General features: G+C 35.2%; 24 protein-coding genes and 3 pseudogenes. 16 read left to right on the forward strand and 11 right to left on the reverse strand.

Translation table 11 applies throughout. From position 1 onward, the window contains the following. The first annotated feature begins 4 nt into the window (after positions 1 to 4). The 5 genes from fabZ (at position 5) to surE (ending at position 8464) form a co-directional block, all read left to right on the forward strand. On the forward strand, positions 5 to 445 hold the full coding sequence (gene fabZ, locus AAGD69_RS05570) for a 3-hydroxyacyl-ACP dehydratase FabZ (RefSeq protein ID WP_253309601.1): 441 nt from the start codon (positions 5 to 7) through the stop codon (positions 443 to 445). 29 nt (positions 446 to 474) lie between these two features. Beyond that, positions 475 to 3444, forward strand: coding sequence for a WPE palindromic element domain-containing protein (locus AAGD69_RS05575; protein ID WP_341811945.1), 2970 nt, complete (start codon positions 475 to 477; stop codon positions 3442 to 3444). A 303-nt stretch (positions 3445 to 3747) separates the two neighbouring features. Next, positions 3748 to 5307, forward strand: coding sequence for a proton-conducting transporter membrane subunit (locus tag AAGD69_RS05580; RefSeq protein ID WP_341811946.1), 1560 nt, complete (start codon positions 3748 to 3750; stop codon positions 5305 to 5307). Next, positions 5292 to 6635, forward strand: a complete 1344-nt coding sequence (gene ffh / locus AAGD69_RS05585; protein WP_341811947.1) for a signal recognition particle protein — start codon at positions 5292 to 5294, stop codon at positions 6633 to 6635. The genes AAGD69_RS05580 and ffh overlap by 16 nt, the downstream gene beginning before the upstream one ends. A gap of 1076 nt (positions 6636 to 7711) precedes the next feature. After that, complete coding sequence (gene surE, locus AAGD69_RS05590) at positions 7712 to 8464, forward strand: 5'/3'-nucleotidase SurE (protein WP_341811948.1); 753 nt, start codon at positions 7712 to 7714, stop codon at positions 8462 to 8464. 20 nt (positions 8465 to 8484) lie between these two features. On the opposite strand, the gene hisS is transcribed toward surE, so the two are convergent. Together hisS and AAGD69_RS05600 are read right to left on the reverse strand one after the other, a co-directional pair. Next, entirely contained in the window at positions 8485 to 9711 is a 1227-nt protein-coding gene (hisS, locus tag AAGD69_RS05595) for a histidine--tRNA ligase (RefSeq protein ID WP_341811949.1), read from the reverse strand. After that, positions 9708 to 10280, reverse strand: coding sequence for a NifU family protein (locus AAGD69_RS05600; protein ID WP_341811950.1), 573 nt, complete (start codon positions 10278 to 10280; stop codon positions 9708 to 9710). Before AAGD69_RS05600 ends, hisS begins: the two co-directional genes overlap by 4 nt. A gap of 169 nt (positions 10281 to 10449) precedes the next feature. Here AAGD69_RS05600 and AAGD69_RS05605 point away from each other — a divergent pair, with 169 nt between their 5' ends. From AAGD69_RS05605 to AAGD69_RS05615, 3 genes are all read left to right on the forward strand, one after another. Beyond that, positions 10450 to 10701, forward strand: coding sequence for a DnaJ domain-containing protein (locus AAGD69_RS05605; protein ID WP_264329184.1), 252 nt, complete (start codon positions 10450 to 10452; stop codon positions 10699 to 10701). Positions 10702 to 10789: 88 nt separating this feature from the next. Further along, positions 10790 to 12013: a cytochrome b/b6 gene (locus AAGD69_RS05610; RefSeq protein WP_341811951.1), complete on the forward strand. Its 1224-nt coding sequence runs from the start codon at positions 10790 to 10792 to the stop codon at positions 12011 to 12013. Between the two features lie 14 nt (positions 12014 to 12027). Continuing rightward, positions 12028 to 12774, forward strand: a complete 747-nt coding sequence (locus AAGD69_RS05615; RefSeq protein ID WP_410529839.1) for a cytochrome c1 — start codon at positions 12028 to 12030, stop codon at positions 12772 to 12774. A gap of 110 nt (positions 12775 to 12884) precedes the next feature. On the opposite strand, the gene AAGD69_RS05620 is transcribed toward AAGD69_RS05615, so the two are convergent. Beyond that, complete coding sequence (locus AAGD69_RS05620; RefSeq protein ID WP_341811953.1) at positions 12885 to 14441, reverse strand: penicillin-binding transpeptidase domain-containing protein; 1557 nt, start codon at positions 14439 to 14441, stop codon at positions 12885 to 12887. Further along, complete coding sequence (locus AAGD69_RS05625; RefSeq protein ID WP_341811954.1) at positions 14396 to 15235, reverse strand: polysaccharide deacetylase family protein; 840 nt, start codon at positions 15233 to 15235, stop codon at positions 14396 to 14398. Before AAGD69_RS05625 ends, AAGD69_RS05620 begins: the two co-directional genes overlap by 46 nt. A gap of 194 nt (positions 15236 to 15429) precedes the next feature. Here AAGD69_RS05625 and AAGD69_RS05630 point away from each other — a divergent pair. Then, a pseudogene (locus AAGD69_RS05630) lies at positions 15430 to 15653 on the forward strand (magnesium chelatase domain-containing protein). Between the two features lie 191 nt (positions 15654 to 15844). After that, positions 15845 to 16867 (forward strand): annotated as a pseudogene (locus AAGD69_RS05635) (IS110 family transposase). Between the two features lie 68 nt (positions 16868 to 16935). Here the strand turns inward: AAGD69_RS05635 and AAGD69_RS05640 are convergent. The 4 genes from AAGD69_RS05640 to AAGD69_RS05655 form a co-directional block, all read right to left on the reverse strand. Next, a complete protein-coding gene (locus AAGD69_RS05640; protein ID WP_341811955.1) occupies positions 16936 to 17244 on the reverse strand; it encodes a hypothetical protein in 309 nt (102 codons plus the stop codon). Between the two features lie 43 nt (positions 17245 to 17287). Then, entirely contained in the window at positions 17288 to 18100 is an 813-nt protein-coding gene (locus tag AAGD69_RS05645) for a transposase family protein (protein ID WP_410529840.1), read from the reverse strand. Positions 18101 to 18176: 76 nt separating this feature from the next. Then, positions 18177 to 18428 carry a hypothetical protein gene (locus tag AAGD69_RS05650; RefSeq protein ID WP_341811957.1) on the reverse strand — a complete coding sequence of 84 codons (252 nt, stop codon included), beginning with the start codon at positions 18426 to 18428 and terminating at the stop codon, positions 18177 to 18179. A 62-nt stretch (positions 18429 to 18490) separates the two neighbouring features. Further along, positions 18491 to 18727 carry a hypothetical protein gene (locus AAGD69_RS05655; protein WP_341811958.1) on the reverse strand — a complete coding sequence of 79 codons (237 nt, stop codon included), beginning with the start codon at positions 18725 to 18727 and terminating at the stop codon, positions 18491 to 18493. 332 nt (positions 18728 to 19059) lie between these two features. On the opposite strand from AAGD69_RS05655, the gene AAGD69_RS05660 reads away from it, so the two are divergent. Further along, on the forward strand, positions 19060 to 19248 hold the full coding sequence (locus tag AAGD69_RS05660; RefSeq protein ID WP_341811959.1) for a hypothetical protein: 189 nt from the start codon (positions 19060 to 19062) through the stop codon (positions 19246 to 19248). Between the two features lie 178 nt (positions 19249 to 19426). On the opposite strand, the gene AAGD69_RS05665 is transcribed toward AAGD69_RS05660, so the two are convergent. The 3 genes from AAGD69_RS05665 to AAGD69_RS05675 form a co-directional block, all read right to left on the reverse strand. After that, complete coding sequence (locus tag AAGD69_RS05665) at positions 19427 to 19687, reverse strand: hypothetical protein (protein ID WP_341811960.1); 261 nt, start codon at positions 19685 to 19687, stop codon at positions 19427 to 19429. A 43-nt stretch (positions 19688 to 19730) separates the two neighbouring features. Continuing rightward, entirely contained in the window at positions 19731 to 20543 is an 813-nt protein-coding gene (locus AAGD69_RS05670; RefSeq protein WP_410529841.1) for a transposase family protein, read from the reverse strand. A 76-nt stretch (positions 20544 to 20619) separates the two neighbouring features. After that, the gene (locus AAGD69_RS05675; RefSeq protein WP_341811962.1) at positions 20620 to 20796 is read right to left on the reverse strand and encodes a hypothetical protein; all 177 of its coding nucleotides are present in this window, start codon (positions 20794 to 20796) and stop codon (positions 20620 to 20622) included. 186 nt (positions 20797 to 20982) lie between these two features. Here AAGD69_RS05675 and AAGD69_RS05680 point away from each other — a divergent pair. From AAGD69_RS05680 to AAGD69_RS05700, 5 genes and pseudogenes are all read left to right on the forward strand, one after another. Continuing rightward, a pseudogene (locus tag AAGD69_RS05680) lies at positions 20983 to 21563 on the forward strand (winged helix-turn-helix domain-containing protein); the annotation flags it as partial. Positions 21564 to 22125: 562 nt separating this feature from the next. After that, entirely contained in the window at positions 22126 to 23220 is a 1095-nt protein-coding gene (locus AAGD69_RS05685) for an MFS transporter (RefSeq protein WP_341811963.1), read from the forward strand. 60 nt (positions 23221 to 23280) lie between these two features. Beyond that, positions 23281 to 23586 carry an integration host factor subunit alpha gene (locus tag AAGD69_RS05690; RefSeq protein WP_341811964.1) on the forward strand — a complete coding sequence of 102 codons (306 nt, stop codon included), beginning with the start codon at positions 23281 to 23283 and terminating at the stop codon, positions 23584 to 23586. After that, on the forward strand, positions 23586 to 23912 hold the full coding sequence (locus tag AAGD69_RS05695) for a MerR family transcriptional regulator (protein WP_341811965.1): 327 nt from the start codon (positions 23586 to 23588) through the stop codon (positions 23910 to 23912). The genes AAGD69_RS05690 and AAGD69_RS05695 overlap by 1 nt, the downstream gene beginning before the upstream one ends. Before the next feature lie 53 nt (positions 23913 to 23965). Next, positions 23966 to 24571, forward strand: a complete 606-nt coding sequence (locus tag AAGD69_RS05700) for a M23 family metallopeptidase (protein ID WP_341812653.1) — start codon at positions 23966 to 23968, stop codon at positions 24569 to 24571. Positions 24572 to 24573 lie beyond the last annotated feature (2 nt).

Below are 24573 nucleotides of genomic sequence, written 5' to 3' on the forward strand. Positions count from 1 at the left end.
GCTTATGCAATTTAATATCAGTGATATTATAAAAATACTACCACATTCTTATCCGTTTCTCTTAGTAGATAGGGTTATAGAGTGTGATCCTGGTAAAAGTATAAAAGCAATCAAAAATGTGACTTTCAATGAGCCATTTTTTATTGGTCATTTCCCTGGTCATCCAATAATGCCAGGAGTCTTGATAATTGAATCTCTAGCTCAAGCATCTGCTATATGTGTTCTTGGTAAAGAAAGTCAAGGTACAATAGAAAACAAAGCTATTTACTTTATGTCTATTGAAAATGCAAAATTCAGAAAGCCAGTCACTCCAGGGGACACACTGATTCTGCAAGCTAATGTTAAAAACGCACGTTTAAGTGCATGTAAATTTGAGTGTATTGCGTGTGTTGGTGAAGAAAAGGTTGCAGAAGCAACGATTTTAGCTATGCTACAAAATACGTAATATACAAAAGACAGTGTGCATAATGTATAATGCAGCTTAATATCTCATTTTCAAATTTATATACTCGCAGTGGATTAATAAAATTGGATGAGACATTTTTGAATTATATTAAATCATGTGATGAAAGCCTGTTTTGTTCATTAATTGAAGCAAGGGAAAATCAGATTGGTGATAGCCAGTTAATAATAGACCTCTCATATTTATTTGACGAGTTCATTGCAAAACTTTTCAACATTGAAAAAGAAATAGAAGAGCTAAAGAAAAAACACAATGACTTTGCTGTGATATATAAATGCAAAAGGTTATTTGTCCAACGCTACGCATTGAAGAAATACATTAATGTGGCGAATATAGATATTACTAACAAACTAAGTCATTTTCTCACTTTGCCAACAACAGAAAAAAATTTTGCCGAGCAGGTGATGAATTGGTTTGAAGATAAAGAAAATCACAAAGAAGAAATAGAACTTGCGGCACAATATGCAGTGTGGAGAGTAAAAAATAAACAGAGTATATTATTTAGTATTCATAAAAAAATCGACCACGAAAACCTCATTCCATTTTCTAAAAAAGAAGTGGACAAAGTTGAAGTGCTGTATTCAAATGAAGTAAAAAGACGATATGGTTTTGATCTAACAAGCAAAAAGGTGAGTTTGAACAAAGCATTAGATAACGCTCACTACTGCATATTCTGTCATAAGCAAAATAAGGACAGCTGCTCAAAGGGGCTAATTAATAACGACAATACTTTTAAACAGTCCCCACTAAAAGTTGAGCTGCATGGCTGTCCACTAGAACAGAAAATATCAGAAATGAATCTGGTGAAAAGCGAAGGTTACAGCATAGCAAGCCTTGCAATTGTGATGATAGATAACCCATTATGTGCGGCTACTGGGCACAGAATATGCAATGACTGCATGAACTCGTGCATATATCAGAAACAAGAACCCGTGAATGTGCCAATGATTGAAACAAGGATTTTGGATGATGTGCTTAGTTTACCGTACGGATTTGAAATATATTCTCTGCTCAGCCGTTGGAATCCTTTAAATTTTCAGCGTTCATTGCCAAGAGAAAACACCGGAGAAAACGTTCTAGTTGTAGGCCTTGGTCCTGCTGGTTTTAATTTAGCTCATCATTTGTTGAATGATGGGCATAACGTTATCGCCATTGATGGACTAAGGATTGAACCTTTAATCGATAATTTCCAGCTAATTAAAGATTTTGAACACGAAAAATTGAGTGAACGCACGGCAGGTGGGTTTGGTGGAGTGGCAGAATATGGCATTACTTCTAGGTGGGATAAAAATTACTTAAAGATTATTAGATTACTGCTGGAAAGACGTGAGAATTTCGCACTTTATGGGGGCATTCGTTTTGGTGGCACGATTAATGTTGATGATACTTTCAACTTGGGTTTTGATCACATCGCACTAGCACTTGGCTCTGGCAAGCAACGAATGATCAAAATAAAGAATATACTAGCTCGTGGAGTGCGTATGGCATCTGACTTTCTTATGTCGTTACAACTGACTGGCGCTCTTAAATTTGATTCTATAGCAAATCTGCAAGTTCGTATGCCGATAGTTGTCATAGGTGCGGGGCTTACTGCGATTGACACTGCCACTGAAGCTTTAGCGTATTATCCAATTCAAGCAGAAAAATTTCTTCTTCGTTATGAGATATTAGTTGATAAGTATGGAAAGGACTGTGTTGAAAAGGATTGGACAGAGGAAGAGCGCGAAATTGCGAATGAGTTTATATCGCACGCACAATTGATCCGAGAAAAGCAAAAGTTAGCAAAAAAAGAGAGTAAAGAAATAAAAATATTAGAGTTAATGCAGAGTTTGGGGGGAGTGAAAGTTGTATATAGAAAAGAGCTAAAAGATTCGCCAAGTTATCGATTAAATAGCGAAGAGGTGCAAAATGCACTTTCAGAAGGGATTTACTTTATTGAAAACTTAGAGCCAGTTGAAGTTGTGACGGATAAATATAATCATGCTGAATCAATAAAACTAATAGACATAAAATCCGGCGAAATCAGATTCATGAAAGCACGTTCTATTTTTATAGCAGCAGGTACTGAGCCAAATACAGTTATTGCAACAGAAGATAAAAAGCATTTTAAATTAAGCAATGGGTATTTTACTCATTTGAATTCATCAGGAAAAGAAATAGATCCAATATTTTCTCCTAAGATGCAGAATAAAGACAGAATATTAGTATATAAGCAAGGCAATAAAACAATTAGCTTTTTTGGTGATCTTCATCCTTCGTATAGCGGCAGCGTCGTGAAAGCTATGGCAAGCGCTAAGAATGGTTACCCTATCATTTCTCAGCTTTTGAATAGAGTTAATAGCTTCATTTCTGCCACTCCAGCTAGAATCTCGGAGTCATATGCACAATTGTATGAATGTTGTAATGTAAGAGTAACTTTCACCAAAAAAGATGTCATTCCAGTGCCCAGACACTGGGATCCAGAAAACTTAATTTTGAATGAGTACACCAGATGGTTGTATAGTCAGAACTGGATTCCAGTGTCAGCTACTTGCATGACACCACCTGCTATGCGAATTACCTACAAATTGCAGCATTTGTACACTAAAGCGTCACGCGCTGGAATAATATCAGAACACCTGGCTAACAAAGAATTTTTCAATAAAATCAAAGAGCAATTCACTGCAAAGGTTATAAAAGTTCAATATTTAACAGACAAAGTTGTGGAAATAGTGATCAAAGCACCACTTGCGGCAAAGAATTTTAAACCTGGACAATTCTTTAGGTTGCAAAATTTTGAAACCAATAGCAGAAAAGCCAATAATACAAACCTTGCTATGGAAGGTATAGCCGTAACCGGCACTGAAGTAGACAAAAAAAAAGGAATTATTTCCACTATTGTGCTTGAAACTGGCGGTTCCACTAATTTATGTAAATGTTTTAAAGAAGGTGAACAAGTAATTCTTATGGGTCCAACTGGCAGCCCTACTGAGGTTTACTAAGTCTGGATATTAAAGTGATGCCAAATTTTATTTCAAAAAGTAAATAATTTACTAACGCTCGTGCACAAATTAAAAATAAATTATGCACTAGTGTAGCATTGTGAATTAAGAATGCTATATTAAAGCTTACCTCACTATTAAAGCTATCGGTCAGATTAGATTAAAAACCTAATCTGACCGGTTTCTCTATAACCCTCTAAACTCTGATATAATTATATAATAATTAGTTTAATTAGTGGTTAATATGCAAATTGATTTTATTCATATATTGAGATAGCATAAACCATATTGGTTTAAATTATTGTGCAACTTTATAAATCGTCACTGTTACTTCTACTGACTGTATTAATAGTTATAGTCCTAAAATTACCTGAAAATTTGAGCATTGCAGTAAATTGGTCTCTCCCAATTCTGGATTTTGATTTATCTTTTCGTATCATACTAATATCTTTTTTATCAGCTGCATTTTTAGCTGTTCTACCAGCACAAAATTTGACTTTTTCAGAGATGCTATCTTTTGCTGCTTACACTATTAGTTCACTTTATGCAGTTTTATCTGAACATATGATATTGGTTATAATATTCTGTGAATTAATGACCGTCAGTGCATTTTTTACTATCGCAGCTGGCGGTAGAGATAGTGGACCTGCAATAAGGTACGCTTGTGTACACTTTTTTGTTGGGGTTATATTAACAGCAGGATTGGCACTGCAAAGTACTAACCTGATAATTTTAGGTTTATTGATAAACTGCGCTTGTTTCCCTTTTTCGTTTTGGGTTGTTGATGCATATCCTGCTGCATCGCTACATGGCACTACATATCTCTCTTTATTTACCACTAAAGTCTCTTTTTTAGTGATGCTTTTACACACTTATAACCTATGGCAAGATTGTACTGAAATATTAGCGCTTGTAGGCGCCATCACTGCAATTTACAGCATTATATTTGCTTCTCTTGAGCAAAATATTCGTAGATTTTTATGCTATAATATTGTAGGACAAATGGGCTTGCTGATTATTGCAGGAGGTTTACTCAGCCCTTCGGAAAAGGCAATACCAATTTTGATACTGCATATAATCTTCTCTCTTGTTTATCAATTATTATTGTTTGTGGTCAGCAATTCGATTATTTCACGAACAAAAACAATTAGTTTTAATGGAGTAGGTAAACTGATGTCAGTGGAAGGCATGTGTGCTATAATCGCAATACTTACAATGGCTGCATTTCCTGGAACCGCTGGATTTATCAGTAAATCATATATCACAGCTGAAATTGAAATGAACACTGTTGCCTTAAAAGGGTATAAAAATTTATATAAGGTTCTAAATTTGCTGCTTCATTTAAGCGTGGGGCTAAAGTTTCTTTATTACTTATTTATTGCAAAAAGTAAGTCAAAACCTTTAGCAGAGAGGGGGGGCAAAATGACTATGATCATTTTAGCATTTATATGTGTAATCACTGGCAATCCTTACTTACCTATTTACAATAAATCTTCGATTTTCGATCTTGTGTACAACACAAAAAATATTTTGTCGCAATTTAATTTGTTATTATGTACCACTTTATTGTTTATTCCTTTACGCAAGTTATTTTACCCGAGAATAAATTTTAAAATGGATGTTGATTGGACTTTTAGAGCTTTCATACCCTATATTGTCTTGCTGTTCAATCAGTTAGTCTCTAAAACTAGAGAAATGTTTGCCAGCATAGTGCAAAACTTGACTAATTCACTTGCTGGTTTATACTTTAATAATATTACTAAACTTAAAGAAGTGCTGGATTATAACTCAGTGAGTTTTGTTTCAGCTTCTTCTCTCTTTTTAATGAGTATTCTACTAACGCTATTATGTTTAAATCGTTAACTGAAAGTTTAAATTCTGTATTTAGTAAACTGAGAGGAAAGTCAATCATTTCTGAAGATGATTTTAATCTTGCCATGCGTGAAATACGTATAGCTTTAATTGAAGCTGACGTTTCACTTGAAGTTGCGAAAAAATTCATCAATGACATTAAAGATAAAGTGATTGGGGAAAAAGTCATAAAAAGTGTTTCTCCAGCACAAATGATAATTAAAATTGTGCAGGATAATTTAGTTGCAGTTCTCGGATCAGAGAAAAGTGACTTAAATCTAGCAGTTAAACCCCCTGCTGTGATTATGATGGTGGGCTTACAAGGTGCAGGTAAAACAACTACCTCAGGAAAGCTTGCTTTAAAGCTAAAAAAGCAAAAGAAAAAAGTGATGCTTGCCTCTTTAGACATTTATAGGCCGGCTGCCCAGAAACAACTTGAGGTGCTGGGTAAACAAATAGACGTACAAACTTTATCTATAGTAATAAATGAGGGGCCTATTGCAATTACAAAAAGGGCACTGGCAACAGCAAAGAACGATAATTGTGATGTATTAATACTAGATACCGCAGGCAGGCTTCATATTGACAATGATATGATGAATGAGTTGAAAGCCGTAAAGGAAATAGCTTCACCTGCAGAAGTTATTTTAGTAGCCGACGCAATGATAGGCCAGGATGCGGTCAACATTGCCAAATCATTCAATGAGGCAATAGGTGTAACCGGCATTATTCTTACCCGTATTGATGGTGATGCACGTGGTGGTGCTGCTCTTTCTATGAAAATGATCGCCGATTGTCCAATTAAATTTATTGCTTGTGGTGAAAAATTAAGTGACCTCGATGATTTTTACCCCGATAGAATTGCAAAAAGGATACTTAGCATGGGTGATGTTGTCTCATTGGTTGAAAAAGCTGCTGAGATTGTTGGTCAGGAAGAAATTGATAAGTTACAAAAGAAAGTAAAAAAGGGTAAATTCGACCTAAACGACCTAGTGGGAATGTTAAAAACTCTCAATAAAATGGATGGTATTAGCAACATAATGAAATTCATTCCTAGTTCATTCACAAAAAAGCTAAGTAGCAGTGTGCCAGATGACAATAAAGTGAAAAAATATATAGCTATCATAAACTCAATGACTGAAAAAGAAAGGCAAAATCCAGATATTTTAAATGGCAAAAGAAGACTTAGAATTTCTCAGGGGTCCGGAACAAGTGTAACTGAAGTTAATCTTCTGATTAAGCAGTATAATCAAATGAGCTCTGTGGTAAATAAGTTCAGTAAAGTTGACCATAGTAAACTCAAAGAATCTGATTTGATGGATATGCTAAGCAGAAAGTAAGTCAGCAGGTAGTGGAATTAGACGATTGTCAGTAAACCTTTAGCTATATCAAAAGTGGCTTAGGTCTCGCAAAAAAATTTACAGCTTCTTGCTAGCCAAGAAATTTATTATTAATTTTAGGAAATACTATAGGGAGAGTAGACCGGCGGACCTTCCCCGCCAGCCTCTCGCAGAACTGTGCATGAACCTCTCGACTCACGCAGCTCCCATTATTCGGCCCTTGCTACTAATTATAGCATAATCAAGGACTCTGTTTTAATCAATTGCTCATCCCATTTCTGGTTGACAAATAACTAAACTAAATCCCTTCGCTCCATCTTCATTACAGAGACTTCTTCACTACTACGCGCCCCTGTTTTCCGCATCGGTACTCTCACCCTTGGAGTTTAGCTCCTTGGATTTCTCCCTTATCATCAAAACGACAGGTTCCCGCAGTTCCACGCAATAGCCCAAAATAGATTCACGCCACCTCTATGCCGGACGCTACCTATCCAGTAAACAAGCTCCCGATAGATTTATCCCAGGTTAGGTTAGACACCTGGTTTTGACGTCGTCTAGTTCCTTTCGACACTTTATCAGTGGTTCATTTGCATTCGTCTCTCTATTTCACACATGACACATAATTGCGCCTTTTCCATAACGCTTACTACCTTGGCTCTTTACCAAAGCAGCTTATGGTTGTTTGAAGCCTGCTCTTGTAAACCGGCTCCGAGGGGCCCACCCTCATCTATTGCGTAGCTTTTGCACTTAGTTTGCTCTTACTTGAACATTCTTTGTGTCTCTACGGCACACCTAACCCAAGAAAGGTTTACCTATGTCATACCGCCACGGTATCTCAGCATAGATTCCGCTAACGAGTAGCGGAATGACGAATTTGTTGTTTTTCAAATTGTAGGTAAACCTAAGCCACTTTAGCTATATACTTTCCAACCTGTTTTCACTCCTAATCTTTTCTTATTGATTTACAGCAGGTTCTTTGTTACAGTTCGTAGTTATGCAAAGAAACCTAAAGCCTTATGAGTTTATTTACAGTCAGTGATTTACATAATTTGGGACTGTATAGCTGAGTATTGTATATGATAATATTGATAACAAACGATGATGGCTTTAGAAGTGAAGGAATAGAATTACTCAAAGAGATTGCACGGAATTTTGCGTCAGAAATATGGATAGTGGCACCAGATACTGATAGAAGCGGGGCTGCAAGATCTCTTGATTATCCAGTGAAACAATCTATTGGAATAAACCAACATAGTGAAAGGGAATTTAGTGTGTCTGGTACTCCTGCAGATTGTGTCATTATTGCGCTAAATAAAGTTATGAATAAAAAACCAGACTTAATATTGTCCGGAGTAAATATTGGATCAAATGTCGGGGACGATATTTGTTATTCAGGAACAATTGGTGCTGTAATGGAAGGTGCTGCAAGGTCTATACCTTCTATTGCGCTGAGCCAAGTTTATCATGATAAAATAGACTGGCACAATACAAAGGTTTTTGCACCAAAGGTTATTGCCAAGCTAGTTAAGGTTGGTTGGCCTAAAAACATAGTGATGAGTGTAAATTTTCCTGCTACGGAAAAAGTAAAAGGAGTAGAATTTGCTGAACAAGGTGAATATAACATTGATGGGGATTTAACTTTTACTGAAAATTCGAATGGCTTTTTTAGCTTAAATTGGTCTCGAGAGCACTCAGGCAGTGGTAGTGTAAATAAAATAAAAGAAGGATTTATTACTATCACACCAGTAAAATTAGATTTTACAGATTATGATACATTGAATGCTATGAAAAATTCTTGTGCAGACGAATTTTCTTCTATAGCTGACTAAGAAAAACATTTGCATTGCTCCTAATTGATGTTTTCTATTGTGTTATCGCGAGCAATTATTTTTTCTTCACCTGTATCCATGTTTTTAATCTTTAAAGTTTTACTACTCAATTCTTCATCGCCAAAGATTAAAGCAGCTTTAGCATTTGCTTGATTTGCTTTTTTCATTCGGTTTTTAAGTGCTCCGCTATATTCGTAGACTACATATAAACCATTTCTGCGCAATTCATTCGCAAGTGTTAGAGCATGTTCATCAGCCTCTCTGCCGATCGGAATTAGGTAAATAGGTCGCTCTTCTTTCGGAGAATAATTGATTAACTCCATTATGCGTTCAATACCTCCTGCAAATCCTATCGCTGGAGTGTGTTTTCCACCTACTGAAGATACTAGATTATCGTATCTTCCACCGGCAAAAACTGCCCCTTGTGCACCTAAATCTTCTGTGACAAATTCAAATACTGTGTGACAATAATAGTCTAGACCTCGAACTAATTTGCTATTTACAGTGTAAGGTATGCCAAGAGCTTGCAGTCCATTTAACACCTGGTCAAAGAAATATGAAGATTCTTTTGTATAGTGATCACTGATTTTAGGCGCATCAGAAATTATTGATTTATCTTTCTCATCCTTAGAATCCAGTATTCTGAGTGGATTTTTGATCAACCTATTTTTGCTATCTTCTGATAGATCGTTTTGATACTTTGTAAAGTATAAGATCAAAGCTTCTCTATACTTAGTTATTGTTTCACTATCACCTAAAGAGTTGATTTCCAGCTTTACATTTTTATTGATGCTAAATTCAGTTAGTAAGTGCTGAGCGAGTGATATCAATTCAACATCGGCTTTTGAATCTTCTACACCAAAAACCTCAAAATTTATCTGATGAAATTGCCTCTGTCTTCCCTTTTGCGGTCTTTCGTAACGAAATGCAGGCCCTGTTGAAAATAATTTTATCGGCGTTTGCAGTTTTTTTTCAATTAATAGCCTAACAATCGCTGCAGTGAACTCAGGACGTAAAGTTATGCTCTTTCCCCCTTTATCATTAAAGGTGTACATCTCTTTAGTGATGATGTCTGAGCTATCACCTAAAGTCTTTGTGAAAACTTCCGTATATTCAAATATCGGAGTTTGAGCAGGCAAAAAGCCATATAGACTTGAGATTCTGCTTGTTGTTTGCTCTATGTGTTTAAACTTGTACCATTCATCAAACAGGAGATCTTTTGTTCCTCTAACCGTTTGATTAGTCATAGTGTGGTCTCTATACCTGCAACCTCTGGTATGTGGTAGCTCAGCATATTCTGCACTCCTTGCTTTAAAGTAATTGCAGCACTTGGGCATCCAGAGCAAGCTCCTTGTAACTCAACATAAACTATCCCGTCTTTATAGCCATGAAATTTGATATCGCCACCATCTTGAGCAACTGCAGGTTTGATATAACTTTCCATCAATTCTTTTATTCTATTTACAATTTCTATATCATTTTTATCAAAAAATTCTTCATACGGTATATTATTATCATTTACTCCTTCTTTATCTAGTGCTTTTCCACCTGAAGTAAAGTGATCCATGATTGTAGTTAAAATTTCTACTTTTAATGTATCCCAATTAATTCCACCCAATTTTGTTACTGAAATAAAATCATGACCAAAAAACACTCTTACCACATGTTCTATTTGAAAAAGATTTGCTGCTAACTTGGAGTTTTTTATTTCATCTGCATTTGAAAAATCAGCCGTTTCTCCTTCGTTTAGAATTGCAAATCCAGGGAGAAATTTCAGTGTGTTTGGATTTGGTGTTTCTTCAATCTGGATGAACATGTTATTTACCATGACAATTATAATTGTTACTATTTAATCATAAAATGATAAAAAAATATACATGTCATTCATCTTTTTTCTTTTTTTAGTATTCATAGTAATTACATTTGTCTTGCCTAGCGTTGTTGTATTTTTTCTTTTCCTGACAAAAAAAAATAACATAAGTTTCATGATGAACTCTATATTGAGTAAGTTTTTGAACGAATTTAATAGCAGTAGAAGTTATACTGAAAATTACACTGGTGATAACATGTCCAAAGATGAAGCATTAAAGATACTGGGGCTGAATCCTGAGGCAAGTCAAAATGAAATTAATAAAGCATATCAAAATTTAATGAAATTAGTTCACCCAGATAAGGGAGGCTCAGAGTATTTTGCACAGAAATTAAATGCGGCACGTGATAGGTTGCTGAAGAGGTAGTAATTAATATCGCTTTAAACTTTTTATTTGTGTGTAAAGGATAAGTTGCTACAATAAAACGAGTTAAAGATAGAGAAAGCTTTAAGTTATGCAGAAAAAAAAAACAACGATAGAAGAGGAAAAAGGCATATTAGGGTGGATAGAATATAGATTGCCTATATTTTCTTTTTTGAAACACACTGCTTCTTACCAAGTGCCAAAAAACTTAAATTATGTTTGGAACTTTGGCTCTTTGGCTGGTATAGCGCTAATTTTACAAATAATAACAGGTATATTTCTTGCTATGCACTACACTCCGCATGTTGATTATGCGTTTAATAGTGTAGAGCGCATAATGCGAGATGTGAATTATGGGTGGTTAATACGCTACACTCACGCTGTTGGAGCATCGCTCTTCTTTATGGTAGTCTATGTTCATATAATGCGTGGGTTATATTACGGATCTTACAAGAGGCCACGAGAGATGGTGTGGTTTGTTGGTATATTTATATTTTTTGCAATGATGGCAACTGCCTTTATGGGATATGTATTGCCTTGGGGACAAATGAGTTTCTGGGGTGCAACAGTTATAACCAATTTATTTTCTGCTATACCTTTAGTTGGCAATAAAATAGTTATATGGTTATGGGGTGGTTTTTCAGTGGATAACCCAACACTTAACCGTTTTTTCGCTCTGCATTATCTTCTGCCTTTTGTTATTATTGCTTTAGCTATGCTTCATGTGATAGCTCTGCATAGGTTTGGCTCTGGTAACCCAAGTGGAGTGGAGGTAAAATCAGATAAGGATACCATTCCTCTCTATCCTTATTATATAGTCAAGGATTGCATAACTTTTGGTCTGTTTTTTGTAGTTTTGTTTGCATTTGTTTTCTATGCTCCTAATTATCTTGGACATCCAGACAATTATATAGAAGCTGATTCTATGGTCACTCCGGTACATATAGTGCCAGAGTGGTACTTTTTACCTTTTTATGCAATGCTACGTTCAATTCCAGATAAACTTACTGGTGTGCTTACCATGTTTGCGTCTATTTTAGTTTGGTTTTTGTTACCTTGGCTTGATAAATCAAAAGTTAAAAGTGGTGCTTATCGCCCAGTGTTCAAAAAAAATTTTTGGGTTTTCGCAATAAATTTTGCACTTCTTGCCTGGCTTGGAGGACAAGAGGTGAAAGAGCCTTACATCACTATGAGTAGGCTATCCACTCTTTATTATTTTGCATATTTTGTAATAATTTTACCACTGCTTAGTAAATATGAAAAGCCAAAAGAACCACCAAAAACCTTAAGTGATTCTGTGCCGGAGATGAAGTAATGCTGACGAGAAGTATGTTAGCTATACTTTGCATATTGTTTTTTGTTAATTTTGTGTATGCAGAAGAATTCAAGCCATCACCAAATAAAAAAATGGACTGGAAATTTGATGGAATTACCGGATCTTTCGATAGAGAGTCAATTCAACGAGGCTATAAAGTGTATAAAGAAGTCTGTGCTGTTTGTCATTCAATGAATAGGATAGCATTTCGTAATTTGCAAGATGTTGGTTTTTCTGAAGAAGATATAAAACAGATTGCAGCTTCTTATCAAGTTAAAGATGGTCCGAATGATTTGGGTGAAATGTTCGATAGACCTGGAGTACCTTCGGATTATTTTATTGCACCTTTTGATACAAAAGAAGCAGCTGCAGCAAGCAATAATGGTGCAGTTCCACCAGACTTATCGTTAATTATTAAAGCAAGGCATGATGGTGCAAATTATGTCTATTCACTGTTAACAGGCTATCAAAACGGCGAGCACGATGAAAATGATTTATACTTCAACCCTTACTTTTCAACAGGCAGGTTAGCTATGGCACCACCACTTTCTGCAGGAATGGTGGAATATGATGGTGCAAGACAAGCCACAGTTGAAAATATGGCGTATGATGTGATAAATTTTTTACAATGGGCAGCAGAGCCAGAATTAGAGCGCCGGCATAAACTTGGATTAAAAGTAGTGGCGTATTTTATAATTTTAACAGTGTTTTTTGTATTCACTAACAATAGAATTTGGAGCAAGCTCTATAAAAAGAAGTGATAGTCAATTTTGCCTCAAATACAATGGTTGTCATCCAAGTAGCTAACACTGGTTCCTTTATGACGGCAGTGCCCAGAGGTGTCATGCAAGAAGTCTAATACTCATAGGGATCATCTTTCAAGCATATATTGAAATATTTCATTAGCTATAGCAACATCTTGGCGCGGAGCTTTGCCGTGTTCTATAAACACAGAGATTGCGTAGCGCGGGTTATGGTAAGGACCATAAGCGATAAATAACTTATGACTTTCACCCTTAGAGTTTATCTCTGGTGTACCGGTTTTGCCGGCAATTTGTATGCCGCTTAGCCCTTTTCTATAGTTAGAATTCACCACGTCAAACATAGCTTTTCGAATTATGCTAAAATGCTCATAATCTACATCAATGTCAGGGAAATTTTGCACTGTATTACTCATTTCAATGTGGGGAATTACCTCTTTTCCTGTTGCAATCCTCGCTGCAAGAACTGCAAGCTGCAGTGGTGTTGTAAGCAAATACCCTTGTCCTATAACTAAGTTGATAGTGTCACCTAAATACCACTGCGAATATAGTTTTCGTGCGCGCCAATCTCTATCGGGCAACAATCCCGGAGCTTCTTCCTTAAACGTTCCAATCAGTGACCCACCGCCAATACCAAATTTTCTGGCCATTTCCACCAGAGAGTCTACACTTATTTTTTTTCCTATGTTATAAAAGTAAGTGTTGCATGATAATGCCATTGCCTCATTTAAAGATACATACCCATGGACTTTGCTTTTCAGGCAACGAAATTTCCGCTCACCTATTTTCATATAGCCCTTACACGAGAATTTCTCTTCTGGTGTTATTATCCCGTCTTTTAAACCCGCAAGCGCAACTATTACTTTAAATATTGAACCAGGTGGAATTTGATACGACAATGCACGATTCACAAGTGGTAATGAAGGAGCATTCAAGCTTTCCCAAGTCTCATTTGATAGTCTGTTTGCAAAAAGATTATTATCGTAAGAAGGTGAATTATATAGTGCTAAAATTTCTCCGTTACTTACATCAATTACCACTGCGGAGCCTTGGTGATCTTTAAATACCTTTGCGATTTTCTCTTGCAGATTAATATCAATTGTTAGCTGTACATCTTGTCCGTCTTGTTGTGGTATGCTTGATAATTCTTTTATGACGCGTTTTTTAGAATTTATTTCCTGCTCAGATTTTCCTGACTTGCCTTTCAATATATGATCATATGTATATTCAATACCGCTGATTCCTACTTCGTTTATGCCTTGCTGTCTTTTTGTATATCCGATTACATGAGAACATATTGAACCAAACGGGTAATAACGTTTATAAAGAGCAGTTACTTTTGTTTCTGACGATCTTGCTATTTTAGACTCGACTTCTGATAATGTTTGCAAATCGACCTCCTCACCAGAAGTTTTTTGCCCATCAAACAGAACAACATACGAAATTTTGTTTACCGCAAGTTCAGTGCTATTCCTATCTAAAATTTTGCCCCGCTGAGGCATAATAGTAGCGACTCTTATTCTATTACTATTAGATAGTGCTTCGTACTTTTGTCTGTTTCGTATTTGTAAATTATATAACCGATAGCTAAAAATAGCGGAAATGGTAAGCTGAATACTACCTAATATGAATGCTCTGCGGTTAAAGACTTTGTTTTTTGTCCACATAACATTCCTTCAAAACGCACTTTTTCCCCCTCTTTTATTGTTACACTTCTGGCTTTTACCGTATTACAAACCCTTTCCTCCCACTCACTTAAGGTAACAAACTTGTAACCCGATTTTTTTAGTATTTTAATAATATGAGGTAAAGCTTCAATTGTGTTTGATCTGTTATTGTGATCATGAAACAGTATAACTGCCCCATTATGTACATTACTTAAAACTCTTTCAACTAAAGCTTCTGGTTTATCACCTTGCCAATCTAGCGAATCAACTGTCCATAATATCGAATACATATCCAATTTATTAGTATTTTCAATCAGATTATCGTCATGACATCCATATGGCGGGCGAAACCATTTTACATCTTGTTTTATTGCATTTTTAATTGCTGTATTTGTCTTTTCCAATTCTTGCAATTGTTCCTTACTTGAAAGTGATGTCAACTTCCTATGCGACCAAGAGTGATTGCCTAACTCATGACCTGCTTCATGGATTTTCTTTACTATCTCATATGTTTTTTTATTTATACGTTCACCAAGCACAAAAAACGTTGCTTTTGCTTCATAGCTTTCCAGAACATTAATAATATCGTTTACTCTATTGTTGGAAGGCCCATCATCAAACGTAAGCGCAACAAACTTATCGTCGTTATTCAACAATTTTTTTATATTACTTAAATTTCTATATGATAGATCCAGATTACAATTGAGCCCACAGTATGGTAAATTAAAATTACAATCACCACAGAAAACCGCGCTTGAGTATAGCAAAAGAAAAGTTATTATCCTTATAAACATTTTATAATCAGCAAAGTGATAGGATACTATGCACTTTTTTGCTAAGTTAAGCCATCTTTAATTGCTGTAGCCTTTACCTCATCACTTCTTTAATACATTATATTAATAATTTTATATAATATATTATGATTGCAAATATAAATACCGTTGCGCTTCAGGGAATTAGCACAGTAAATGTCAATGCACAAATTCATATGGCAAATGGTATTCCAGCTTTTAATATTGTTGGATTGCCGTATAAAACTGTTGCGGAATCCAAAGAGCGCATCAGAGCAGCGTTAAATTCAATCAATCTACTACACCTCCAAAAAGAATTACAGTTAATCTCTCCACTGCGGATTTGCTGAAAGAAGGCAGTCATTATGACTTGGCTATCGCCATTGGACTTGTATCTTGTAAAAAGCATCTAATGTTTTAAGCTTAAGCATTAGATGGAGAAGGGAAGCACTCTGTCATAGGGCTTAGATATAAAATCTGTCAAGTAGATAAGAGCTCCCTTCTCAAAGGTATAGGCTGGAAGGTATCGTAGAAAGACCTAAATGGTTCTAATTCTATATCCTCAAGAATAGCCTTACTTTTCATTTTTAATGGTAACGTATGGGGTTATATATGATCAACAACTTTCTGGGAATAGATGTATCAAAAGATCGCTTTGATGTTTTTCTCTCATTTATAAGTAAAAAAGGAAAACGTGAAACTAGGAAAAGAAGCTTTAAGAACGATGATAATCGGTTTCAAGGTCTGCAGAGCTTTCTACAAAAACATAACGTAGAGCAAGTGAAAGCTTGTATGGAAGTTACTGGTTGTTATAGTGAAGCTCTGGCTGAATTTCTACACAATGCTGGACATTTTGTAAGTGTTGTAAATCCTTCTTGCATAAGATCTTATGCAAGAAGTAAGCTTGTACGACAAAAGAATGATCAGACCGATGCGGAAATTATTGCTGATTACTGACAAAGATAGGAACCAACTCGTTGGACACCACCTTCTCCTGAGTTAAAAAAATTAAAACATCTTTATCGTTGCTCGGCTGCGTTAAAAGATGAATTGACATTAGTAAATAACCACTTAGAAAAAAAAGAGAGACTGCCTAAAGAAGTTACAAATGCTTGGGAAGACCTTGCAATGAATATAGCTCAAAAAATAGAAACAATAAAAAACTCCATACGTGAACTATTAAAGCAACACAAAGAGTTGTTGGAAAATTTTCAACTTCTATTAACTATTTCAGGCATAGGAGAGGAATCAGCAATAGCTATCTTAGCTGAAGTTCCTGACATAAAAGCTTTTAGAAATGCCAGGCAATTGGCAGCATATGCTGGAGCTATACCACGAAATATAACGTCAGGTTCCTCTGTATATGCAAGCCCAGATTAAGTAAATCAGGTTCACGAACACTACGTAAGGCAATGTATTTTCCTGCTATAGTAGTTAAAAATCACAATCCTATTATTATGACTTTTTGCAAGAGATTAAAAGAAAAAGGCAAGCATAATATGGCCATTGTGGGAGCTGCGATGCGTAAGTTACTCCATATTGTTTTTGGTGTTCTAAGGTTCAAAGAAGGCTTTTGATCCAGATCATATCAAAAACTACAGGGTAAAGCTGTTGGAGGAAGGTTTACTTAGCTGATTGTTAAAAAAAATACTTTCAATCTTATATGAAATATTGCCTTATTTTGTAATTTTCTTGTTGACTAACTAGACGGTATCTGCTTTTTCCTTGATCCTAAGTTCCTGCATTGGCAGTCTGTTTTCATCAATACTCGTGCCATCTTCAAGTACTGCAGGTATTATGACTTTCTCAAATTGCCGTTCTGATTTTTTCTCTAAATAACCAAATATGTCATAAACACTGATCCTTTGACCAATCACTAAAAATGGCGTATCAGCAGTATTACGGCTTGAAGTTATGCATTGTTCAAACTTTTGACAGGCACTGATCAGCGATACCCGACTATAAGCGCAACTAGCATCATGTAAATCATCAATAGACCTGCTGCGAATCAAGCAATAAAAAGAAGGAAAGGAGGGTGACTAAAATCAAGGTTAACTAAAAGGCGTGCTTAAGATTCACAATACCAGCAATAATATTGAACCTCAGGTTGTATTTTTTCTGAAAATTGCGGTAAATATGAGACATAATCTTAAATATCTTTATCTCACGGATCTTATTTTCTACTCTCATTCTAAATGATGCTAATCTTCTATTATGCTCTTTCTGCTCTGGAGTTAATGGCTTTTTACGATACTTTTTATATGGAATTATAACATTGCTTTGCAATTTTTGCCAACCTTGATATCCAGAATCGGCATATTTTATGCTATCGATTGGTAAATATTTTTCTTGTTTCCTTATGCGAAAATCATTAATTCTACCACGATATGACTTTGACACTGATAAAATTCTTCCACCTTCTTCGATAACAATCTCAGTTTTCATAGTGTTGGTTCTTTTTTTTCCTGAATATGATTTCTTCCGTTTTTTACTATCTTCTGGTCTCTGTATTTGCTGTTCTGTAACATCAGCCAGAATCTTCAGTATTTTTTCTGGTGTCATACTTCTATCTTTTGTTATAGTAACTTTTTTGGCAAGTAATGGCTCTATTTTCTTCAGTAACCTACATACATTTGCGTTGTGCACATTGAACAGGCACCCTAAAAATCTATGTGTTATGTAAGTGCGATAGTACAAAATTACGCAAAATAACTTATCTTCTAGAGTTGGTAGTTGTGATCTTCTACCATGGCACTTTTTCTGTTTTTCAACTCTTTTCCACCCAGACCTAACTTTTTCCACTACCTTTTCGAACTCCTCTATAGTTAAACCTGTTATATTACGAAAGTTTCTTGGGTACTTCTTCATGTTATAGTAACTAAAGCTCATTTTTTTACCTTACTCAATCTGCTTATTCTTCTTCTACTTCTCTCACATTATTTTTTCAATCACCTTTTGCAGCAGGTCTAAGGATAATGTAACCACCGTACTTCCGACCTTCATCAAAATCAAGAGAACTATCCCCAGCTCCTGTACTTGTTACATGCCCTGATATTGAAAAGCCATTAACAAAACCTCCTTCTTTAGTCCTTATTACTCGCGTACTTTTACGACCAACTATTTTCACGTTTGGAAAAACCAGGCGGTAAAATGAAGATTCAAGTACAATATGTAGTTCATTAATTTTTTCACGCATCAAATCCCTCTGGTGCGTGATATACATAAATTTTGCTCTTGGATTATTGCCGATGGCAAACGCTACATGAAATATAAAACCCAGTGTTGTCTTAGCGCACCTTGGTGGTATGTTCCACCATTTACTGTGTGCTTTTTCAAACACCAGCGATTAATGCTGCTAAACAGCATCCACAGATAGTTTTTGCTGCCATCCTCTCTCTTTAAATTTAATCTGATATTAAACACTCGCAGCATGACTTGAAATGCAAAAAAACCAAAGTCTTTGCGGCATAAAATGATGTCTTCTTGAGTTAACATTCTTCATTCTTTAAGCTAATTGTAATATATACTATGTTGACGCAGGTGCACAAAATTTTTCTTACATATCAGTAACTTTCCTTATTGAAAAATTCAGAAAAATGTTGTAAAATAATTACAGTAGTAGAATTTGGTAAAACGTATGGCAGATTGAGGAATTAACATTAGCGAAAAAGTTTTAAAGGATCTTACTCGCTTGGCTAAAGTGAAAAACCAATCAGTTCAAGAGCTAGCAGAGGGGTTTATACAAGAAGCAATTGAATATGAGGAAGATATAGCGATAGTCAAACTCGCTATCCAATGTGACACCCGAAATGCAAAATTCATCAGGTATGAAGACTTCAACTGGGGATAAGTACTTAATCTGTTATGAGGAAAATGTAGTTCACGAAGATATTCCAAGTCTTCCTAAGGCAATATGGTCAAGGATAAAAGAAATCGTAAAAGAGCGCCTTACAGTTTCTCCTGAGAAAGCAGGAGATCCCTTGCTTGGTGAGTTTAAAGGATATCGTAGAATATGAACAGGTGATTACCGCTTGGTTTATAGGATCAGTAAACTAGAACGTATAGTAATAATTACTGCAATAGAGTATAGAGAATATATTTACAAAGATTAAAACACTCTATAAACATATATATATTTTTATACACCACTCCTTCCTTTCTTTATTGAAAAATTAAAAAAAATGTTGTAGTTGGCTATATTGCAGCCTTACCCGCAGCCTGACCAAAATGACCCAACATTTGATTCATAGCTACCCAGCGATCATTTAAAGATTTTCCGTAAGAAGTGTAACCACCACCTAGATTTTGACCAATTTGTGCACCAAGCCCATTTGCTCCGATAAGACTTTGCAACCCTCCTAAAGATGAGCTGATAAAATCATTCAAGCCACGCGACGCAAGTTCAGAGTTTAAACTTGCAACTTTAGATAAACCATAAGACCTGCTGAGAATCAAGCAATAAAAAGAAGGAAAGGAGGGTGACTAAAATCAAGGTTAACTAAAAGGCGTGCTTAAGATTCACAATACCAGCAATAATATTGAACCTCAGGTTGTATTTTTTCTGAAAATTGCGGTAAATATGAGACATAATCTTAAATATCTTTATCTCACGGATCTTATTTTCTACTCTCATTCTAAATGATGCTAATCTTCTATTATGCTCTTTCTGCTCTGGAGTTAATGGCTTTTTACGATACTTTTTATATGGAATTATAACATTGCTTTGCAATTTTTGCCAACCTTGATATCCAGAATCGGCATATTTTATGCTATCGATTGGTAAATATTTTTCTTGTTTCCTTATGCAAAAATCATTAATTCTACCACGATATGACTTTGACACTGATAAAATTCTTCCACCTTCTTCGATAACAATCTCAGTTTTCATAGTGTTGGTTCTTTTTTTTCCTGAATATGATTTCTTCCGTTTTTTACTATCTTCTGGTCTCTGTATTTGCTGTTCTGTAATATCAGCCAGAATCTTCAGTATTTTTTCTGGTGTCATACTTCTATCTTTTGTTATAGTAACTTTTTTGGCAAGTAATGGCTCTATTTTCTTCAGTAACCTACATACATTTGCGTTGTGCACATTGAACAGGCACCCTAAAAATCTATGTGTTATGTAAGTGCGATAGTACAAAATTACGCAAAATAACTTATCTTCTAGAGTTGGTAGTTGTGATCTTCTACCATGGCACTTTTTCTGTTTTTCAACTCTTTCCCACCCAGACCTCACTTTTTCCACTACCTTTTCGAACTCCTCTATAGTTAAACCTGTTATATTACGAAAGTTTCTTGGGTGTTTCTTCATGTTATAGTAACTAAAGCTCATTTTTTTACCTTACTCAATCTGCTTATTCTTCTTCTACTTCTCTCACATTATTTTTTCAATCACCTTTTGCAGCAGGTCTGTAGCTTGATTGATCAAGCCCACTTGCTCTTAATTGGTTGCCAATCATTTGATTGCTAATAAACTGCTGGTAAGGATTGCCTTGATATTGCGATGCTATTTGATTAATAAATCCTCTTGGACCATCTTTTCCTAAGCCCCCAAGACTATCCATGAATTTATTGTACCGACATACAATTCTTTTTGTACTCCGATATTATCCTCAAATTGGCGATTAGCTTTAGAACTACCAAAAAGAAAGTCAAATAAATCTCCTAATACCAATTCCCGCTATACAAGTAACGGATAGACAATAATGGAAAAAAAGCCATACTGGAGTAAGTAAAATAGCGAGGTTTAAATGGCATTAAGATCAAAATTATTGGATGAAAAAGTGAGCAAAAGAAATGCTGAAGAAAGTAAGAAATAATGCATATGTTGCAAAAAAACTAAATGCTGTAATTGCAGCAAAAAAGCATAGTATAACAGCCGTAGCAAAAATATGTTGCATTTCAAGAAAGGCACTTACTGCATGACCTAAAATTTGGCAGAGAAGAAAAATTATTTGCTCCACCTCAACGCCGTAGAAAAACTATATTGAACCAAAGCCAACTTGAACAAGTTGAAGCATGGATACAAGAAAATCCCAACATTACCATTAAAGAAACGAGAATAAGAATTCAGGAAAAGTTTGGTTTAGCAAGTCTACAGTACACCGTAATATGCAAAGAATGAAATTCTCATATATCACACCAAGACCAGTGCATAACGGACAAGATAAAAGTAAACAAGAGGAGTTTAAAAAAAAATCTTAATGAAACTATTGTCATGTATCCTGAAAAAGAGCTGTTTTTCTTCGATGAATTGCGGTTTGGCACACATTCAAAGATTGGACACGGGTGGTTTAAAAAAGGCATTAGGACACAGGTTAAGGTAAAACTACTATAAGGACTATCTTGTACGTTGGGATCATCTCCCTGATCTAACAAGCATTGGACTAGTGGTGCACATGCAGCACTTTTCCTGCATTGAATGGCAATGTGCAGTAGAGTTGTTTCTACTTCATAACCATCATCTAATTTGAATCTGAAGTTTGGATTAAATTCACTACTTTCCCATTCTTCATATACATTATTAAGTTCTTCTCTCAGCTAATTTTTTATTTCATCATAAATCTCAATAGAATCACCCTTACCAGAATCAATGGTGTCACTTATTCTTGCTAATATATTGTCAAACTTTTTTAATTGAGATTTATCTTGTGGTGCCATATTACCAACCTCTAGAATAAAATTATTTAATTGTACAATAAAGCTAAAGGAAGTCAAGTCCAGCACTTATTCAGGAAACAATAGCTTAAAAAGAGACTTAGTGTTAAATTTCTAATAGATTACTTATAAAAATAAATCTTATGGAAAGCAGAGCTAAGGCTTGGTTCATTTGGCTGATCAGTAACTTGGTTGTTATATTCAGCAATATTCAGATAGTTTATACTTTTATAAGTGTGAATCTTGAAAAAGAACTTGGACTTACAATCGCGCAAGTTGCACTGGCTAATTCAGCATATACTTGGACTTTTGCCATCTTACAATTTTTTAGTGGGGCAACGTTTAATGTTTTTTCCAGTAAAAAAATTTATTTTTTCTCATTATCAACTATGATCTTGGGGTTTTTTGTCCTTATTAATAGTGACAATTTTTCCCATTTGATTTTGTCTCAAGTGTTGATTGCAACTGGAGCATCATTTGGTTTTATTGGTGCTGCTCATACAAGTAGCATATGTTTTTCCGCTGCTCAATTTGGACTAATGTTTTCACTAGTGCAGACAATTTCAAGCCTTTCTGCACTGATAATTCAAATATTGTTCTCTAGCTTGCTTGCCGAAGGTGCAGATTGGAAGAATATGATTGTATGCATAATACTATTTGGTGTGTTGATATTTGTACTTACACTCTTTTGTCCAAACACACTTCCAGAAAGCAGTTCAGAAGAATGCACAATACAAAACTCTATAAGAACAGTAATGTGCTCTGTACTCACAGTGCTAAAATTAAGAGATATCTGGATAACTTCAGTGGTGGGTGCTATTACTTTTGGAACATTTTTAGCACTTAACACCCTGTGGGCTCCAAGGTTACTGGGCAACTCAGAACTCAATACAATGGAGTCAGGTATAGCAACTGCAATACTATGGCTTGGTCTTGCAGTTGGTGCTCCAATTGCAGATCGAATCTCAAACTTATTTAAAAATAGGAAATATGTAATTTCTGCTTTTGCTTTATTGCAAGGCGTCTCAATTATTATTTTACTATGCAGCCATTTAACAGTCCACGTTGTGTACTTTTGTATGTTAATGTTCGGGTTTTTTGCGGGAGGACATATGCTTAATTTTACTGTCGGCAGCGAGATTGTGAAACGAAAATACATTAGCACATCATCATCCATTATCAATGGGTTTATGTTTATTGTCAGCGGAATTATAGTGTCAATGCTAGCACTTTTTACAGATCATCAAATGGCGCTTTTTGCAATATTTGTAATGTTGGCAGCTGCTAGTATTTTAAATTATGCTACAGAAGAGACATACCCTAAAAAATAAAGTAGCTGAATCTCGAGTCGATTGCTATATTATATTTACGTATTGTAATATTTATCAATAATGGATCACGTTACAACAAAAGACACAACAGTAACTAAGGCAACGATAGCTGAAAATATAAACCAAGAAATAGGATTATCAAAGGAAGACTCTGCTTCGATAATAGATGATATATTGAACGAAATAAAGACAAGCTTGGCAAAGGATGGAATAGTAAAAATATCGTCATTTGGAACATTCTTGGTTAAGAAAAAGAAGGAAAGACCAGGAAATATACCAAATACATCAGAGAAAGTGATGATTCAGGCAAGAAATTCAATTTCTTTTAGGCCTTCAAAAATTATAAAAAAATTAATCAACAATTAATGAATAAGAAAAAATTATTTTATACGATTGGGGAAGTAGCTGAAGAGCTACATTTGGAACAGCATGTTTTAAGATTTTGGGAAGGTCAATTTCATCAAATTAAGCCTACAAAGCGTAAAGGAAGAAGGCTATATGATCTTAAATGTATAGAGGCCATAAAGAAAGTAAAATACATGCTATATGATAAAGGATATACAATAAAAGGAGTGCAAAAAGAATTTGGTAATGATATAAAAGTCACAAAGAATTTGTTGCAAGAACTTACCGATTTGAGGGATTATTTAACTAGTAAAATAAATAACGAGGAAAGTAACGAACAGGCGTGAAACACTACGTCTCGCTAAAATTTTGGAGTTTTGTGAGAGTTGATATATCTAAAATGTGGCATATAGCTTCATTTCTTATATTATTAGCAATATTAATAGGCTGTGGCCTGCAAAAACCTGCACTTGTGCTGCTTAAAGGCGAAGAATTTTACGGAAAAAGAGAGCTGGAATATACAAGAGAGTACCATTTAATTAGGGAGCCTTTAATAAAAAAAGAAAATAGAAAAGCCATCATAAACAGGATATACAAAGATAACAATAATGCACAAAACGTGGGGGTAAATTGCAAATTTGTAATGCCAGTTAAAGGTACAGTTATTTCAGCTACCTCTTCTGATGAAATGTGTAAGGATGGCATAAAAATTGCTGCTCAAAATGGAACGAATGTAGTTGCCTCTGCACCCGGCAAAGTGGTATATGTAGGCAAAGGGCTGAGATGGTATGGAAATTTAATTATAGTAGAACACAAAGATAATTACATGACTGTGTACTCCTATTTAAAAAACATACATGTTGAAATTGGTGATAAAGTAAAGCAAGGTCAAGTGATTGGATCTGCAGGTAAATCAAGCACACAAGATAAAGATCCACAGATGTGTTTCACAATACGGCATAATGGCCAAGCGGTTGATCCTTTGATGCATGTGAACTGTAATTGAAT

The sequence above is a fragment of the Wolbachia endosymbiont (group A) of Conops quadrifasciatus genome (assembly GCF_964027015.1).
GTDB lineage: Bacteria > Pseudomonadota > Alphaproteobacteria > Rickettsiales > Anaplasmataceae > Wolbachia.

What these genes read in the sequence shown, in the direction of transcription:
- fabZ (WP_253309601.1), top strand. Translation starts at nt 5, where the DNA reads ATGCAATTTAATATCAGTGATATTATAAAAATACTACCACATTCTTAT.
- AAGD69_RS05575 (WP_341811945.1), top strand. Translation starts at nt 475, where the DNA reads ATGCAGCTTAATATCTCATTTTCAAATTTATATACTCGCAGTGGATTA.
- ffh (WP_341811947.1), top strand. Translation starts at nt 5,292, where the DNA reads ATGTTTAAATCGTTAACTGAAAGTTTAAATTCTGTATTTAGTAAACTG.
- surE (WP_341811948.1), top strand. Translation starts at nt 7,712, where the DNA reads ATGATAATATTGATAACAAACGATGATGGCTTTAGAAGTGAAGGAATA.
- hisS (WP_341811949.1), bottom strand. Translation starts at nt 9,711, where the DNA reads ATGACTAATCAAACGGTTAGAGGAACAAAAGATCTCCTGTTTGATGAA.
- AAGD69_RS05600 (WP_341811950.1), bottom strand. Translation starts at nt 10,280, where the DNA reads ATGTTCATCCAGATTGAAGAAACACCAAATCCAAACACACTGAAATTT.
- AAGD69_RS05605 (WP_264329184.1), top strand. Translation starts at nt 10,450, where the DNA reads ATGATGAACTCTATATTGAGTAAGTTTTTGAACGAATTTAATAGCAGT.
- AAGD69_RS05610 (WP_341811951.1), top strand. Translation starts at nt 10,790, where the DNA reads ATGCAGAAAAAAAAAACAACGATAGAAGAGGAAAAAGGCATATTAGGG.
- AAGD69_RS05615 (WP_410529839.1), top strand. Translation starts at nt 12,028, where the DNA reads ATGTTAGCTATACTTTGCATATTGTTTTTTGTTAATTTTGTGTATGCA.
- AAGD69_RS05620 (WP_341811953.1), bottom strand. Translation starts at nt 14,441, where the DNA reads ATGTGGACAAAAAACAAAGTCTTTAACCGCAGAGCATTCATATTAGGT.
- AAGD69_RS05625 (WP_341811954.1), bottom strand. Translation starts at nt 15,235, where the DNA reads ATGTTTATAAGGATAATAACTTTTCTTTTGCTATACTCAAGCGCGGTT.
- AAGD69_RS05645 (WP_410529840.1), bottom strand. Translation starts at nt 18,100, where the DNA reads ATGAAGAAGTACCCAAGAAACTTTCGTAATATAACAGGTTTAACTATA.
- AAGD69_RS05650 (WP_341811957.1), bottom strand. Translation starts at nt 18,428, where the DNA reads ATGCGTGAAAAAATTAATGAACTACATATTGTACTTGAATCTTCATTT.
- AAGD69_RS05655 (WP_341811958.1), bottom strand. Translation starts at nt 18,727, where the DNA reads ATGTTAACTCAAGAAGACATCATTTTATGCCGCAAAGACTTTGGTTTT.
- AAGD69_RS05660 (WP_341811959.1), top strand. Translation starts at nt 19,060, where the DNA reads ATGAAGACTTCAACTGGGGATAAGTACTTAATCTGTTATGAGGAAAAT.
- AAGD69_RS05670 (WP_410529841.1), bottom strand. Translation starts at nt 20,543, where the DNA reads ATGAAGAAACACCCAAGAAACTTTCGTAATATAACAGGTTTAACTATA.
- AAGD69_RS05675 (WP_341811962.1), bottom strand. Translation starts at nt 20,796, where the DNA reads ATGGATAGTCTTGGGGGCTTAGGAAAAGATGGTCCAAGAGGATTTATT.
- AAGD69_RS05690 (WP_341811964.1), top strand. Translation starts at nt 23,281, where the DNA reads ATGGATCACGTTACAACAAAAGACACAACAGTAACTAAGGCAACGATA.
- AAGD69_RS05695 (WP_341811965.1), top strand. Translation starts at nt 23,586, where the DNA reads ATGAATAAGAAAAAATTATTTTATACGATTGGGGAAGTAGCTGAAGAG.
- AAGD69_RS05700 (WP_341812653.1), top strand. Translation starts at nt 23,966, where the DNA reads ATGTGGCATATAGCTTCATTTCTTATATTATTAGCAATATTAATAGGC.